Source organism: Streptomyces sp. NBC_01217, assembly GCF_035994185.1.
Classification (GTDB): Bacteria; Actinomycetota; Actinomycetes; order Streptomycetales; family Streptomycetaceae; genus Streptomyces.
The window spans coordinates 2,918,956-2,933,070 of record NZ_CP108538.1; the positions used below are offsets into that span (position 1 = coordinate 2,918,956).

The 14,115-nt window shown below is 69.5% G+C and carries 14 protein-coding genes; 6 read left to right on the plus strand and 8 right to left on the minus strand.

Going from position 1 to position 14,115, the window contains the following annotated elements; genetic code table 11:
* Nucleotides 1-2 precede the first annotated feature (2 nt).
* Nucleotides 3-215 carry a hypothetical protein gene (locus OG507_RS12790; RefSeq protein WP_327367314.1) on the minus strand — a complete coding sequence of 71 codons (213 nt, stop codon included), beginning with the start codon at nt 213-215 and terminating at the stop codon, nt 3-5.
* A gap of 294 nt (nt 216-509) precedes the next feature.
* On the opposite strand from OG507_RS12790, the gene OG507_RS12795 reads away from it, so the two are divergent.
* Nucleotides 510-1,223, plus strand: coding sequence for a SanA/YdcF family protein (locus OG507_RS12795; protein WP_327367315.1), 714 nt, complete (start codon nt 510-512; stop codon nt 1,221-1,223).
* A 53-nt stretch (nt 1,224-1,276) separates the two neighbouring features.
* Here OG507_RS12795 and cutA read toward each other — a convergent pair whose 3' ends face one another.
* Entirely contained in the window at nt 1,277-1,615 is a 339-nt protein-coding gene (gene cutA / locus OG507_RS12800; protein ID WP_327367316.1) for a divalent-cation tolerance protein CutA, read from the minus strand.
* Nucleotides 1,616-1,704: 89 nt separating this feature from the next.
* Nucleotides 1,705-2,346, minus strand: a complete 642-nt coding sequence (locus OG507_RS12805; RefSeq protein WP_327367318.1) for an NADPH-dependent FMN reductase — start codon at nt 2,344-2,346, stop codon at nt 1,705-1,707.
* Between the two features lie 88 nt (nt 2,347-2,434).
* On the opposite strand from OG507_RS12805, the gene OG507_RS12810 reads away from it, so the two are divergent.
* The 4 genes from OG507_RS12810 (at nt 2,435) to OG507_RS12825 (ending at nt 5,558) form a co-directional block, all read left to right on the plus strand.
* A complete protein-coding gene (locus OG507_RS12810; protein ID WP_327367320.1) occupies nt 2,435-3,229 on the plus strand; it encodes an aminotransferase class IV family protein in 795 nt (264 codons plus the stop codon).
* Between the two features lie 79 nt (nt 3,230-3,308).
* Nucleotides 3,309-3,770, plus strand: a complete 462-nt coding sequence (locus tag OG507_RS12815; RefSeq protein ID WP_327367321.1) for a DUF5990 family protein — start codon at nt 3,309-3,311, stop codon at nt 3,768-3,770.
* Nucleotides 3,771-4,044: 274 nt separating this feature from the next.
* Nucleotides 4,045-4,800: a hypothetical protein gene (locus OG507_RS12820; RefSeq protein ID WP_327372245.1), complete on the plus strand. Its 756-nt coding sequence runs from the start codon at nt 4,045-4,047 to the stop codon at nt 4,798-4,800.
* 134 nt (nt 4,801-4,934) lie between these two features.
* Entirely contained in the window at nt 4,935-5,558 is a 624-nt protein-coding gene (locus OG507_RS12825) for a class F sortase (protein WP_327367322.1), read from the plus strand.
* Nucleotides 5,559-5,597: 39 nt separating this feature from the next.
* Here OG507_RS12825 and OG507_RS12830 read toward each other — a convergent pair whose 3' ends face one another.
* Nucleotides 5,598-6,386 carry a sulfite exporter TauE/SafE family protein gene (locus OG507_RS12830; protein WP_327367323.1) on the minus strand — a complete coding sequence of 263 codons (789 nt, stop codon included), beginning with the start codon at nt 6,384-6,386 and terminating at the stop codon, nt 5,598-5,600.
* A 183-nt stretch (nt 6,387-6,569) separates the two neighbouring features.
* Between OG507_RS12830 and OG507_RS12835 the strand changes: the two genes are divergently transcribed.
* Nucleotides 6,570-7,499, plus strand: a complete 930-nt coding sequence (locus tag OG507_RS12835; RefSeq protein WP_327367324.1) for an oxidoreductase — start codon at nt 6,570-6,572, stop codon at nt 7,497-7,499.
* A gap of 31 nt (nt 7,500-7,530) precedes the next feature.
* Here OG507_RS12835 and OG507_RS12840 read toward each other — a convergent pair whose 3' ends face one another.
* The 4 genes from OG507_RS12840 to dusB form a co-directional block, all read right to left on the minus strand.
* Complete coding sequence (locus OG507_RS12840; protein WP_327367325.1) at nt 7,531-7,944, minus strand: VOC family protein; 414 nt, start codon at nt 7,942-7,944, stop codon at nt 7,531-7,533.
* Between the two features lie 173 nt (nt 7,945-8,117).
* Complete coding sequence (locus OG507_RS12845) at nt 8,118-9,092, minus strand: ArsR/SmtB family transcription factor (protein WP_327367326.1); 975 nt, start codon at nt 9,090-9,092, stop codon at nt 8,118-8,120.
* Between the two features lie 503 nt (nt 9,093-9,595).
* Nucleotides 9,596-12,358: a pyruvate, phosphate dikinase gene (ppdK, locus tag OG507_RS12850; protein ID WP_327367327.1), complete on the minus strand. Its 2,763-nt coding sequence runs from the start codon at nt 12,356-12,358 to the stop codon at nt 9,596-9,598.
* 598 nt (nt 12,359-12,956) lie between these two features.
* Nucleotides 12,957-14,105, minus strand: coding sequence for a tRNA dihydrouridine synthase DusB (gene dusB, locus OG507_RS12855; protein ID WP_327367328.1), 1,149 nt, complete (start codon nt 14,103-14,105; stop codon nt 12,957-12,959).
* Nucleotides 14,106-14,115: the final 10 nt, after the last annotated feature.

The window sequence follows — 14,115 nt, forward strand, 5'->3', positions numbered from 1 at the left end:
ACTCAACGGGTTTTCCGGGCCGCCCGTTCCGCCGCCGCGTGCCACCACGCCGGGGCGGGCGGGAAACCCGGCTGTGAGGTGGGCTGATCGGGATGGAGGCCGAGCGGAATCAGCGCCGAGGCCCGGATCCGTACGGTGATCCAGCCGTGCCAGTGGCCGTCCGGCCCCGGGCCGCAGGCCAGGTCGATGTGCAGGTCGTCGTCGACGAAAGGCATCCAGTCGATGCCCCGGTCCCGCAGTCAGGCGCGGACGGCAGCCGCGGGATGCGGTCGGCCCTTCAGATTCTCGTACGCGGCGACGGCTACCCAGTCGTCCGTTCCGGTTCCGGATCGGTTCATGGCAGCCATCATGCCCTCGAAATGCCCTCGAAGTGTCCGCGGCGGAATCGGAAAACTGTAATGAAGTCCACGGAACCGGGAGATGGAGAACCCTTTCTACGCATCCGTCGTCCGATCATGTGAGACGGCTCATGTGGGCGGCAAGGCAGAGGTCACGAACAGGGGGCACCCATGCGGGAGAAGCGGCCGGGACGGCTGAGGCGGCTCGGGCGGTTGAGGCCGCGGTGGCCTCGGACGCGGCGCGGGCAGCGGCGGGCCGTGCAGGGGGTGATGGTCGCCTGTGTGGCGGCGCTGGCGCCCGCGACCTGGATGTACTCCGTCGCCGACGCCCGCGTCAGGACGACCGCGGACGCGCCCGCGCAGCAGGTCGCCATGGTGTTCGGGGCGGGGCTCTGGCAGGGCAAGCCGTCGCCGTATCTCGCGAACCGGCTGAAGGCCGCCGCCGAGCTGTACCGGAACGGGAAGGTGAAGGTCGTGCTCGTGACCGGTGACAACAGCCGGAAGGAGTACGACGAACCGGATGCCATGCGCACGTACCTCAGGGCGCACGGCGTGCCGGACCGGCGGATCGTGAGCGACTACGCCGGGTTCGACACCTGGGACTCCTGTGTCCGGGCCAAGAAGATCTTCGGGGTCGACCGCGCGGTGCTGGTGAGCCAGGGGTTCCACATCCGGCGGGCGATCACACTGTGCCGGACCGCGGGTATCGATGCGTACGGCGTCGGCGTCGACGCCGTACACGATGCGACCTGGTACTACGGCGGGACGCGGGAGGTGTTCGCGGCGGGGAAGGCGGCGCTGGACGCCGCGTTCAAGCCCGACCCGCACTTCCTGGGGCCGCGGGAGCCCGGGATCTCGCAGGCCCTGGCGGCGGACGAGCGGTAGCGGGTGCCGCTTCTGCAGTGCCCCTCCACAGCGGCCCCTCTACAGCGCCGCTTCTACAGCGCCGCCACCGGGGCCACCTCTGCCGACACCCAGTCGAGGTAGCGGGCGCTGCCCCGCAGCACCGGGATCGCGATGATCTCCGGTGTTTCGTAGTCGTGCGCCGCCAGGAGATGGGCCTCCAGTTCGTCGTACCGCTCGGCCGTCGTCTTGAACAGCAGTTGCCATTCCTCGGTGGTCTCGATGGCGTTCTGCCAGTGGTAGACCGAGGTGACGGGCGCGGAGATCTGTACGCAGGCGGCGAGCCGCGCCTCCACCGCGCCCTGCGCCAGGGAATGGGCCTTCTCCTCGCTGTCCGTCGTGGTCAGTACGGTCAGCCATGCCGGCGTCGTCACCTTCGGGCTCCTCGGTGTGGGGTACGGGGCGTGCTTGCTCCCTGCGTCGATTGTCGGGGGCATCGTGGCGCGGCGCAGCGTCCGGCAGGTCAGACGCCGTAAGGACGGACGGCCTTGGCGTCGCGCAGCGCGCGCCCCCACCAGTCCAGCTGGTCGAGCAGTGCCTTGGCCGCCGCGTCGCAGCCGGCCGGGTCCTTGTGCCTGCCCTCGTCGTCGAACAGGGCGCCCGCGTTGTGGAACGAGACGGTTTCGCGCATGCCGACGGCGTGCAGCTCCGCGAAGACCTGCCTCAGGTGCTCGACGGCGCGCAGACCGCCGGAGACCCCGCCGTACGAGACGAAGGCGACGGGCTTGGCCTGCCACTCGGCGTGGTACCAGTCGATGAGGTTCTTCAGCGGGGCCGGGTACGAGTGGTTGTACTCGGGCGTGATGACGACGAAGGCGTCGGCTGCGGCCAACCTGGCGGCCACGGTGGCCAGTCGGTCCTGCGCGTCGGCGTCGGGCCGGTGGGAGAGGGCGATCGGGAGGCCGAGTTCCGCGACATCGATCAGATCGGTCTCGATGCCGGGGCGACCGGCGGCGCGCGCGAGGAACCAGCCGGAGACGACGGGGGCGAACCGTCCCTCCCGGTTGCTGGCGAGGATGACCGCGACCTTCAGGGGTGCGGTGGAGGCGTTCCCCGGCGTGAGGGACGAGGATGCGAGGGATGAGGGTGCTGCGATGAGGTCCATACGGAGAGGCTCGTATGTCAACCATGGTTGAGGTCAAGCGCTGTCCGCCGAGGGCCGGCCCAGCTTCTCGCGGCATACGGTGGGTCGCATGACGACTCCCTCTCTCTTCCCGTACGCGGAGTTCGACGGACACCCGGCCACCGAAGCGGATCTACGGATTCCGGCTTTCCTCAACTACGGCCATTTCACGGCCATGCAGGTACGGGGCAAAAAGGTGCGCGGCCTCGCCCTCCATCTGGCCCGGCTGGACTCCGCCAACCAGGAGCTGTTCGAGCGCGCACTGGACGCGGACCGGGTCCGCGAGCTGATCCGCCACGCGCTGGACAGTGCGGGGGTACGGGACGCCTCCACCCGGGTGCACGCCTTCCTGCCGCCGGGCGACACGGAGACGACCGTCATGGTCACGGTGCGCGAGCCGGCACAGAAGTCGGCCGAGCCGCACGCCGTGATGTCCGTTCCGTACGCCCGGACCGTGCCGCACATCAAGCGTCCCGGCGAGTTCGGCCAGACGTACTACGCAAGGCTCGCCTCACGCGCCGGTTTCGACGAGGCCCTGCTGACCCTGCCGGGCGGGGTGGTGACGGAGGGGGCGATCACCAACATCGGCTTCTGGGACGGCACTTCGGTCGTCTGGCCCGACGCCCCTTCGCTGCTCGGCATCACCAAGGCACTGCTGGAGCAGGAACTGCCCGGCGCGGGGCTGGAGTCCGTACGGCGCCCGGTGACGCTGGACGGGCTGACCGCGTTCCGTTCCGCGTTCCTCACCAACTCGCAGGGCATCGCACCGGTCCGGCGGATCGACGACATCGAGTTCACGGTGGACGAGGAGCTGATGAAGCGGATCGGGCAGGCGTACGACCGTGCGCCGTGGGACACGGTCTGACGCCCTCCGGCATCACGCCGGACCCCCACGGCTCCGGCCCGGCGGAGGATCGGTGTCCTGGGCGAGCGAGCATGGGGGCATGCAGATCCATATCGAAGGCTCGCACCTCCCCGGCCTCACCTGTGGGCCCGGCACCAGCTTCCCCGGCGCCAACAACATCCACGTGGGCGTGCAGCGCAAGGACAGACCCGGCGAGCTGCTGGGCCTGCACCCGGGCGACACCCCGTCGGCCTCGTGGACCCTGGACTGCACCGTCGCCCCGGCCGGGGACGGTGTCGAGATCGAGGGGCCCTACGTGCAGAACCGGCTCGGCGGGCGCTTCGTCTATCTGTCCTGGGGCACGGTCGACGAGAACGGCGTCTTCACCATGTTCCGGCGGGCCAAGCTGATGCTGGCCGACATCGATCCGACCGTGCTCGAAGCGGCCGTGCACTCCGGGCACCTCACCGCGCGGCTGCCGCTCTCCGACGCGAAGGGGCAGCCGCTCTGCGCCCGGGTGCGGCCGCCGGTCGTCGCCTGGTCCGCCGCCGCCCCGGCCTGAGGCGCCGGACGCTCGTCCGACAGCCACGGAGGTTCGGATGTGATGTGCGCCACTCCCCTCCGGGGTGGTGTCACCCAATCGGCACCGGGCAGTAAGAGACCGACCACCCTCGTCTCGATCACCGCCATGACCTGCACACATGCGGTTTGGCAAGGATGACGCGCCGGTCCGTTCGGGTGAAAGCTGACTTCGTGTCAGCAGGCATGGGTGGCGGACCACCCGTTAGCTCGAGGTCAGGACACACCTACTCGCGCCATCGCCGGAGGAACCCCCCATGCGTCCTGCCCGCCTAGTGACCGGTACCGCCGCTTCCGCGGTCACCATTGCCACGCTCGGCCTCTTCACCGCCGGGCCTGCGTACGCGTACGCAGCTGAGGCCGGCGCACTGCGGGTCGGTTCGGCGGCCGCTCCGCGGGCCAACGGCGACCAGGAGGCGCGGGACGACGAGGGCGGGACGGACAATCCCGCCGGGTCGCGGCTCAATACTCCGTCCGGGCTGGACATACCCTCGCTGCTCGACTCCGTCGGCGGGCTCAACGCCATCCCCGGGCTCGCCACCGGCTCCGGGGACGAGGGGTCGGCAAAGCGCGACAGCCCGTCGTCCGAGTCGAACAACTCGTCGGGGCGTGACAGTTCGTCGTCGGGACGCGACAACTCCTCGTCAGGGCGCGACAGCTCGTCCTCCGGTCGGGACAACTCGTCATCGGGAGGGGACAACTCGTCATCCGGTCGGGACAATTCGTCGTCAGGGCGTGACAGCTCATCCTCAGGACGCGACAACTCCTCGTCCGGCCAGGACAGTTCGGCGTCCGGGCGTGACAACCAGTCCGGTGGCGACAACGCGTCGTCCGGGCGCGACGGCTCATCCGTACCCGCCACTCCCAGTGGGCACGTCAAAACAGGTGTCGGCGGCAGTGTCCGGTCCGACACCTCCCAGATCGCGGCGGGCGCCGGCGTACTCGCCGCGACCGCCGTCGGCGGAGCCTGGCTCCTGCGTCGCCGGGCGAGCGGCACGCAGACAGCCGGCTGACGGAGACGGATTCACGTCTCCGTACCCGCCCGGTTTCCGTCCCGGTGGCCGCGCGCCACCGGGACGGAAATGTCCTGTACCACCGGGACGGGAACGACCCGTGCCGTCCGTATCCCGTCACCCGGAGGGCGACCGTGTCCCAGAAGGGCAAGGGCTGGCTGCTGGTCGTCGCGGCGCTGGCCGGTATCTGGCTGATCCGCCATGGCTCCGGTGCCGAGCTGACCCCGCCCCAGCCGGCCGCCGCCCAGGCCTTCGCGGGCGGCCCCGAGCTGCAGCCGGGGGCCCCGCTCGCCGAACCGCTGAAGCCCTCGGCGCCCGTACGCATCCGCATCCCGAGCATCCGGGTGGACGCCCCGATGATGCGTCTGGGGCTCGGGGCCGACGGCAGTCTCGATGTGCCGCCGGCCGACAACCGCAACGTCGTCGGCTGGTACCGGGACGGCACTCCGCCCGGCTCGAAGGGCAGCGCGATCGTCGCCGGACATGTCGACGACGCGACGGGGCCCTCGGTCTTCTACAACCTGGGCACCCTTCAGAAGGGCAACAAGGTCGAGGTGGTCCGCCAGGACGGGCGTACCGCCGTGTTCTCACTCGACGCGGTCGAGGTCTACGAGAACAAGAACTTCCCCGACGAGCGGGTGTACGGCGCCTCGCCCTACGCCTCGCTGCGGCTGATCACCTGCGGCGGCGGTTTCTCCAGGACGACGGGTTACCGGGGCAATGTGGTGGCGTACGCGCATCTCACCGGGGTGCGGTGAAGCCCGGCCGCCCGACACCTTCCGCCGGCCGCCCGCCCCTCACGCCGTCCACTGGTCGAACGCCAGCTTCGCGACCAGCGAGAACACCACGACCAGCAGGACCCCGCGGACGAACTCGCTGCCCTTCCTGAGCGCCATCCGCGCCCCGATCAGCCCGCCCGCCAGATTGAAGACCGCCATCAGCGCGGCCAGCTGCCACATCACGCTGCCCTGGTAGGCGAACATCGCCAGCGCCCCGCCGTTGGTGCAGACGTTGACGATCTTGGCGGTGGCGGACGCCGTCACCAGATCGAGGTGGAGCACCGCGGTCAGCGCCAGCACCAGGAACGTTCCGGTGCCGGGGCCGAACAGCCCGTCGTAGAAGCCGATGCCGCCACCGACCAGCACGATCGCGGTGACGGTGCGGGCCCGGGTGACCTTCTGCCGCGCACCGTCGTCCGCCGCCCTGCCGAACGAGGGCCGCAGCATCACGAACGCCGCGACCGCCAGCAGCACGACCATGATCACCGGGCGCAGCACCTCGCTGCTGATCCCGGCGGCGAAGAACGCCCCGGTCATCGATCCGGCCAGCGCCGCGAGCCCGATCCGCAGGGCCGTTGCGACCTTCACCGGTGCCTTGCGTGCGTACGTCACGGCGGCACCCGAGGTGCCGACGATCGCGATCGCCTTGTTCGTGCCGAGGACGTGTGCGGCCGGGACGTGCGGCAGCCCCAGGAGCAGGGCCGGCAGCAGCAGCAGTCCGCCGCCGCCGACCACCGCGTCGATCCAGCCCGCCGCGGCTGCGGCGAGGCAGAGGACGACCAGGGTGGTGAGTGCTATGTCGGGCATGGTCGCGACCCTAAAAAGGCGATACGTGCCCCGTCCAACCGATACGGGCGGACAGCGGCGGAGTTGAGCCAACTCTGAGGTTTCCGGGCTTCCGGGCCCGGCGGAAGGTCCCGGTCGGGCCCGGCGGAATCCGGGCCCGACCGGCCCGTTCGGCCGGTGCGCCGCGGCCGTACGCTGGGGGTCATGGGCCAGGGCTGGAACGCGAGCGACATCCCCGATCAGAGCGGCCGCACGGCCGTGGTCACCGGAGCCAACAGCGGCATCGGACTGAACACGGCACGGGAACTGGCCCGCCGCGGCGCGCGCGTACTGCTCGCCTGCCGTGACGAGACGCGCGGCAAGGAGGCCGCATCCCGTATCCGGACGGCCGTGACCGGCGCGGACGTGGAGTTCGTACCGCTCGATCTGGCCGATCTGGATTCCGTACGGAAGTTCGCCGCGGCCCACACGCCCGACCGGCTCGATCTGCTGATCAACAACGCGGGGGTGATGGCCCTCCCCTACGGGAGGACGGCCGACGGCTTCGAGAGGCAGTTCGGCGTCAACCACCTCGGGCACTTCGCCCTCACCGGACTGCTGCTCCCGAAGCTCCTCGCCACTCCCGGGGCGCGGGTGGTGAGCGTCTCCAGCAGTGTGCACGCGGTGGCCGACATCGATATCGGGGATCTCAACAGCGAGCGGAACTACCGCCGCTGGATCGCCTACGGCCGCTCGAAGACCGCCAATCTGCTCTTCATCCACGAGCTGGCGCGGCGGCTCTCGGCCGCCGGTTGCGACCTGGTGGCCGCCGCGGCGCACCCCGGGTACGCGGCGACCAATCTGCAGACGGCGGGCGTCCGGATGGAGAGCCGCAGGGCGGCGGAGCGGATCTTCGAGCTGGGCAACCGGATCGTCGCCCAGCCCGCGTCGGCCGGTGCGCTGCCCACTCTGTACGCGGCCACCGCGCCCGGCGTACGCCCCGACTCGTTCACCGGGCCGAGGCTGCTCGGCTGGCGCGGTGCGCCCGGCCCGTCCTGGCGTGCGGGCTGGACGCTGAACGATGTGGCGGGCGAGCGGCTCTGGGTGGCGTCCGAGCAGCTGACAGGGGTGGCGTATCCGGGCCTCACGTCCTGACACGCCCCGCCCCTGAGCCCGCCGCGGCCGGTCAGCCCTGCTGGCCCTCGACCGCGGACGGGTCCATCCACACGACCTCCCAGATGTGGTGGTCCGGGTCCTCGAAGGAACGGCCGTACATGAAGCCGAGGTCGACCGGCTCGTTGGCGGGCGATCCGCCGGAGGCGAGGGCGGTGTCGACCAGCTCGTCCACCTTCTCCCGGCTCTCGGCGCTCAGGGCGAGCATCACCTCCACGGACTTCGAGGCGTCGACGATCTCCTTCTTGGTGAAATCCTTGAAGCGGGGCTCCGTCAGGAGCATGGCGAAGATGGTGTCGCTGATGACGAGACACGCGGTGTTCTCGTCGGAGAACTGCGGGTTGAACGAGTAGCCGAGCTTGCCGAAGAAGGTCTTGGTCGTCTCAAGGTCCTTGACCGGCAGGTTCACGAAGATCATCTGAGGCATGGCCGTTCCGCTCTCTCTGTTGTCCGAGCCCTGTTGTCCGAGCCCTGTTGTCCGAGCCCCGCTGTTCGAACTCTTCTGTTCGAACGTTTTACGACAGGTAGACGGCCGGGCCGCGCAGAACTCATCGGTGTCGGCGAAGAAGAAGCCCTGCGGCACGAAGAAACCTTCCGGCATCAGGACAGGGCGAGCGGTGCGCCGCCCCTGAGCAGCGATCCGCCCAGCGGGGTCAGCGTGTGCAGTACGGAGCTGCCGTGCCGCAGGGTGTGGATCAGGCCGGCCTCGCGCAGCACACAGGCGTGCTGGCTCGCCGAGGCGAGGGAGACTCCTGCCCGGAGGGCGAGTTCGCTGGTCGTGCAGCCGTTGCCGATGACGCTCAGGACCGTCGAGCGGGTGTTGCCGAGGAGCCGGCCGAGCCAGGGCCCCGGTTCGGTGAAGACCGGGGCATGGGAGTGGGTGACCGGGTAGACGAGGACCGGCGGGAGCTGGGGGTCGCGGTAGACGACCGGGGTGACGCGGCAGAAGTAGGACGGCTGGAGCAGCAGTCCCCGCCCGTCCAGACTCAGTTCGCGGTCCACGGGGTAGTCCGCCTCCAGCACGGGGGCCCGCCAGCGGATCATGGGCGGGAGGGAGGCGAGCAGCTCTTCCGCCCCGCCGTCCAGGAGGGCGCGGCCGCGGATGGCACGGTCGGCCTCGATGCTGGCCCGGATGTGCGACCAGTAGGGTTCGATCGCGGCACGGTGGTAGCCGCGCAGGGCGTCGATGAACCGGCCGAGCGGCTCGGCGCGTCCGTCCGGGGCGCGGCCCGCCTCGCGGCGTCCGGCGCCCAGCAGGGCGAGTTCGGCGCGGATCCGCGCGGGCGGGGTGTTGCGCAGCACTTCCATTCCGGTCTCGATGCCGTACGGCTCGCTGCTTTCCTGAGAAGGCGTCAGGAAGTCCGGGAAATAGCCGCGCGGTGGAATCAGGGCGGCCAGCAGACGTACTTCACCTTTCAACCGGGGCCGGGCCTCCGTACGCCATTTCCCGAACACCGTGGAACCACGCCGGTCCCTCAGCCGGTGGAAACTCAGAATGGTTTCCCACAGCGCATCCGGCCGAGTGGCCATCCGCACCTTGGAAAGGTCCACTCCGGACATATGGATACGCAACACCGAACCCCCATCTGTTGCACCTGCAATTACCCCCGCTCAAGGGTAGGTGATCCGTAACAGCACGTCACCACGGGGTTTCGGCCAGAGGTGAAACGTCTCGCCTCGGCATGCCCCCTCCCGAAAAGCTGTACGACGTCGGGTACGAAATCCGGAGCCACCGGAAGAGCGAGTGAAGGCCGTGGGGGGTTTTGCTCGTTCGGCGGCGGTGGGCGAAGGAGCGGCTCCGTTCCCGACGGGGGTAAGCCGGGTGCGGTCCATGGATGGGGATCCATGGGCCGCACCCCGGTCCGAACGCGGCCCATGTCTTTGCGCATTGAACAATCTTTGCGTATTGAACGAAGAAAAGGCACAACGTCGAACACCTATTTTCCCCAGAACAAAACGAAGCGGCGGCACCCCCGCACGGGGTGCCGTCGCTTCTCGGAGTTCCGGAGCCGCCGTCGGGTCGGTGAGGGTACGAGTGAGCCGACGACAGCTCCGGAGTCAGGGGGTGGGGTGCCGGGTCAGCGGCTGTCGCTGCCCTTCGATTCCGCCGCCGCACGGCCCGCCTCCAGGCGGGCGACGGGGATGCGGAACGGGGAGCAGGACACGTAGTCCAGACCCGCCTCGTGGAAGAAGTGCACCGACTCCGGGTCGCCGCCGTGCTCGCCGCAGACACCGAGCTTCAGGTCCGGGCGGGTGGCCCGGCCGGCCGCGACGGCGCTGCGGACCAGCGAGCCGACGCCGTCCTTGTCGATCGTCTCGAACGGCGACACCCCGAAGATGCCCTTCTCCAGGTACGCGGTGAAGAACGAGGCCTCCACGTCGTCGCGGGAGAAGCCCCACACCGTCTGGGTCAGGTCGTTCGTGCCGAAGGAGAAGAACTGCGCGGCCTCGGCGATCTGACCGGCGGTCAGCGCGGCGCGCGGCAGCTCGATCATCGTGCCGATGGTCAGCTTCAGCGCGGTGCCGGTGGCGGCCTCGACCTCGGCGATGACCCGGTCGGCCTCCTCGCGGACGATCTCCAGCTCCTGGACCGTGCCGACGAGCGGAATCATGATCTCGGCGCGCGGGTCGCCCTTGGCGTTCTTGCGGTGCGCGGCCGCCTCGGCGATCGCCCGGACCTGCATCGCGAACAGGCCGGGGATGACCAGACCGAGCCGTACGCCGCGCAGACCGAGCATCGGGTTCTGCTCGTGCAGCTTGTGCACGGCCTGGAGCAGGCGCAGGTCGTTCTCGTTGGCGTCCTTGCGGGACTCGGCGAGCGCGACACGCACCGAGAGCTCGGTGATGTCCGGCAGGAACTCGTGCAGCGGCGGGTCGAGCAGCCGTACGGTGACGGGCAGTCCGTCCATCGCCTCGAACAGCTCGATGAAGTCGGCCTTCTGGAGCGGAAGCAGCGCGGCCAGCGCGGTCTCGCGCTCGGTGTCGGTGTCCGCGAGGATCAGCTTCTCGACCATCTCGCGGCGCTCGCCGAGGAACATGTGCTCGGTACGGCACAGGCCGATGCCCTGGGCACCGAAGCGGCGGGCCCGCAGCGCGTCCTCGGCGTTGTCGGCGTTGGCCCGCACCCGCAGCCGGCGCACCCGGTCCGCGTACGCCATGATCCGGTGCACGGCGGCCACCAGTTCGTCGGCGTCGTCGGCGCCCGCGTGCATCCGGCCCTCGAAGTACTCGACGACCGGGGACGGCACGACGGGGACCTCACCGAGGTACACCTTGCCGGTGGAGCCGTCGATGGAGACGACGTCGCCCTCCTCGACGACCCGGCCGCCCACCGTCATCCGGCGGCGCTTGGTGTCGACTTCGAGGTCCTCGGCGCCGCAGACACAGGTCTTGCCCATGCCGCGGGCGACGACGGCGGCGTGCGAGGTCTTGCCGCCGCGCGAGGTCAGGATGCCCTCGGCCGCGATCATGCCGTCGAGGTCGTCGGGGTTGGTCTCACGGCGGATGAGGATGACCTTCTCGCCGGACCGGGACCACTTCACCGCGGTGTACGAGTCGAAGACGGCCTTGCCGACCGCGGCGCCCGGGGAGGCGGCGATGCCGCGGCCCAGCAGCTCGGGCCCCTTCCCGTCGGCGACTCCCGCGTCGTCGAAGCGCGGGAACATCAGCTGTGCGAGCTGCGCCCCGTTGACCCGCTGGAGCGCCTCGGCCTCGTCGATCAGGCCCTGGTCGACGAGCTGCGTCGCGATCCGGAAGGCGGCACCGGCGGTGCGCTTGCCGACCCGGGTCTGGAGCATCCACAGCTGGCCGCGCTCGATGGTGAACTCGATGTCGCACAGGTCCTTGTAGTGCGTTTCGAGCGTCTTCATGATCTGCATCAGCTGGTCGTACGACTTCTTGTCGATCGACTCCAGCTCGGCGAGCGGCACGGTGTTGCGGATACCGGCGACGACGTCCTCGCCCTGCGCGTTCTGCAGGTAGTCGCCGTAGACGCCCTGGTGGCCGCTGGCCGGGTCGCGGGTGAACGCGACGCCCGTACCGGAGTCGGGGCCGAGGTTCCCGAAGACCATCGAACAGATGTTGACGGCCGTGCCTAGGTCGCCGGGGATGCGCTCCTGGCGGCGGTAGAGCTTGGCCCGGTCGGTGTTCCACGAGTCGAAGACGGCCTTTATAGCCAGGTCCATCTGCTCGCGCGGGTCCTGCGGGAAGTCACGTCCGGCGTCCCGCGAGACGATCTTCTTGAACTGCTTGACCAGCTTCTTCAGGTCGGCCGCGTCGAGATCCACGTCGACCGTGACGCCCTTGGCCTCCTTCGCCGCCTCCAGCGCCTCCTCGAAGAGGTCGCCGTCGACGCCGAGGACGGTCTTGCCGAACATCTGGATGAGGCGGCGGTAGGAGTCCCACGCGAACCGCTCGTCGCCGGCCTGGGCGGTGAGACCGACCACGGACGCGTCGGAGAGGCCGATGTTGAGAACCGTGTCCATCATGCCGGGCATCGAGAACTTCGCGCCGGAGCGGACCGAGACCAGCAGCGGGTCGTCCGCCTGGCCGAGCTTCTTGCCCATCCGCGCCTCAAGGGCGTCGAGATGCGCGCTGACCTCGGCCCGCAGCTCCGTCGGCTCCTCGCCACTGTCGAGGTAGACCTTGCAGGCCTCGGTGGTGATGGTGAAGCCCGGAGGGACGGGGAGCCCGAGATTGGTCATCTCGGCGAGGTTGGCACCCTTCCCGCCGAGCAGGTCCTTCAGATCCTTGTTGCCCTCGGTGAAGTCGTAGACGAACTTCTGGCCCTGGGGCTCCCGGGATTCCGGGGTGGGTACGTGGGGATCTTTGTTTTCCGACACGGGTCTCGACTCCTCGAGGACGCGGTGGCTGCCCTGACGGCGAGGAACATACCCAGATCGAAGGTGTCTGGGTACGTCCACTTGCGCGTCATGAGGCCTCAACCACCCATCCGCCAGCAGATCGAAAGTGACACGGCCTGTCCCTCGAACGAGGGAGTATCTTCACTTCTTGAATGAATAAATACTCACCGCGATCAGATTCCCTCGATCCGGTCACTCAGCGCACAGGGAGCGTCGATCGATCAAAATGGAGTCGCCTGGCACCGAGTGCCATCCTTTGAGAAGTGCAGTCCCGAAAATTGTGCTCATCTGAGCGTCTAGGCTCTCAGGGTGGCGAGAATCACTCTACGATCGGCGCTCAGATGTCACCATCCGGACCGGCGAAGGGCGGCCGATCGTCACCCGTTGATCACCTGGTCGCAGCCGAACGTGAGCGAATGGGGTGCGCGACACCCGATGTGGGCGCACAGAGGCTCCCTCTTGGCCGAATATCGACGAACCCGGCTGGATATATCGCTCAGATGAGCGAGGTAACGGAAGAGGCACGCGGTGCCTGTGACGCCGCGTGCCTCCGGAAGAGCCCGCGCAGGGCCCGCGCTCAGCCGCCCGAGGTGTCCAGCTCCGCGTCCGCGCTCACGCCCGCGCAGTCGTACGGGTCCTTCAGCCAGCCGTCCGGCAGGACCACCCGGTTGTTGCCCGAGGTGCGCCCCCGCGGCCCGTCCGCGCCGTCCGGCCACGGCTGGTCCAGGTCCAGCTCCCGCAGCTGCCCGCCCAGCTCCTGAAGCGACGAGGTGACCGCCAGCTTCTTGCGCATCTCGGAGCCGACCGAGAAGCCCTTGAGGTACCAGGCGACGTGCTTGCGGAAGTCGATCACGCCACGGGTCTCGTCGCCGATCCACTCCCCCAGCAGCGTCGCGTGGCGCACCATGACGTCGGCGACCTCGCGCAGGCCCGGCGCACGCCTCGTCCCCGTACCCTCGAACGCGCTCACCAGGTCGCCGAAGAGCCACGGGCGGCCCAGGCAGCCGCGGCCCACGACCACGCCGTCGCAGCCGGTCTCGCGCATCATCCGCAGGGCGTCGTCCGCGCACCAGATGTCGCCGTTGCCGAGGACGGGGATCTCCGGGACGTGCTCCTTGAGGCGGGCGATCGCGTCCCAGTCGGCGGTACCGCCGTAGTGCTGGGCGGCGGTCCTGCCGTGCAGGGCGACGGCCGTGACGCCCTCCTCGACCGCTATCCGGCCCGCGTCGAGATACGTGGTGTGGTCGTCGTCGATGCCCTTGCGCATCTTGATGGTGACCGGCAGATCGCCCGCGTTGGAGACCGCCTGATTGAGGATCGCCCGCAGCAGGGGCCGCTTGTACGGGAGCGCCGAGCCGCCGCCCTTGCGGGTCACCTTGGGGACCGGGCAGCCGAAGTTCAGATCGATGTGGTCGGCGAGGTTCTCGTCGACGATCATGCGGACGGCCTTGCCGACGGTGACCGGGTCCACTCCGTACAGCTGGATCGAGCGCGGGGTCTCGCTCGCGTCGAAGTGGATGAGCTGCATGGTCTTCTCGTTGCGCTCGACCAGCGCCCGCGTGGTGATCATCTCGCTGACGAACAGCCCCTTGCCGCCGGAGAACCCCCGGCACAGGGTGCGGAACGGGGCGTTGGTGATGCCGGCCATGGGGGCGAGCACCACCGGTGGCTGCACCGTGTGGGGGCCGATCCGGAGCAGCGGGGGCGCGGGGGCGAGCGTGGTCATTGCTCCATTG

Excerpts from the sequence above, each read along its gene's own strand:
- OG507_RS12840 (WP_327367325.1), bottom strand. The coding sequence starts at position 7,944 with ATGCCTCAGATGATCTTCGTGAACCTGCCGGTCAAGGACCTTGAGACG.
- dusB (WP_327367328.1), bottom strand. The coding sequence starts at position 14,105 with ATGACCACGCTCGCCCCCGCGCCCCCGCTGCTCCGGATCGGCCCCCAC.
- OG507_RS12820 (WP_327372245.1), top strand. The coding sequence starts at position 4,045 with ATGCGTCCTGCCCGCCTAGTGACCGGTACCGCCGCTTCCGCGGTCACC.
- OG507_RS12835 (WP_327367324.1), top strand. The coding sequence starts at position 6,570 with ATGGGCCAGGGCTGGAACGCGAGCGACATCCCCGATCAGAGCGGCCGC.
- OG507_RS12790 (WP_327367314.1), bottom strand. The coding sequence starts at position 215 with ATGCCTTTCGTCGACGACGACCTGCACATCGACCTGGCCTGCGGCCCG.
- OG507_RS12810 (WP_327367320.1), top strand. The coding sequence starts at position 2,435 with ATGACGACTCCCTCTCTCTTCCCGTACGCGGAGTTCGACGGACACCCG.
- OG507_RS12815 (WP_327367321.1), top strand. The coding sequence starts at position 3,309 with ATGCAGATCCATATCGAAGGCTCGCACCTCCCCGGCCTCACCTGTGGG.
- OG507_RS12805 (WP_327367318.1), bottom strand. The coding sequence starts at position 2,346 with ATGGACCTCATCGCAGCACCCTCATCCCTCGCATCCTCGTCCCTCACG.
- OG507_RS12830 (WP_327367323.1), bottom strand. The coding sequence starts at position 6,386 with ATGCCCGACATAGCACTCACCACCCTGGTCGTCCTCTGCCTCGCCGCA.
- OG507_RS12795 (WP_327367315.1), top strand. The coding sequence starts at position 510 with ATGCGGGAGAAGCGGCCGGGACGGCTGAGGCGGCTCGGGCGGTTGAGG.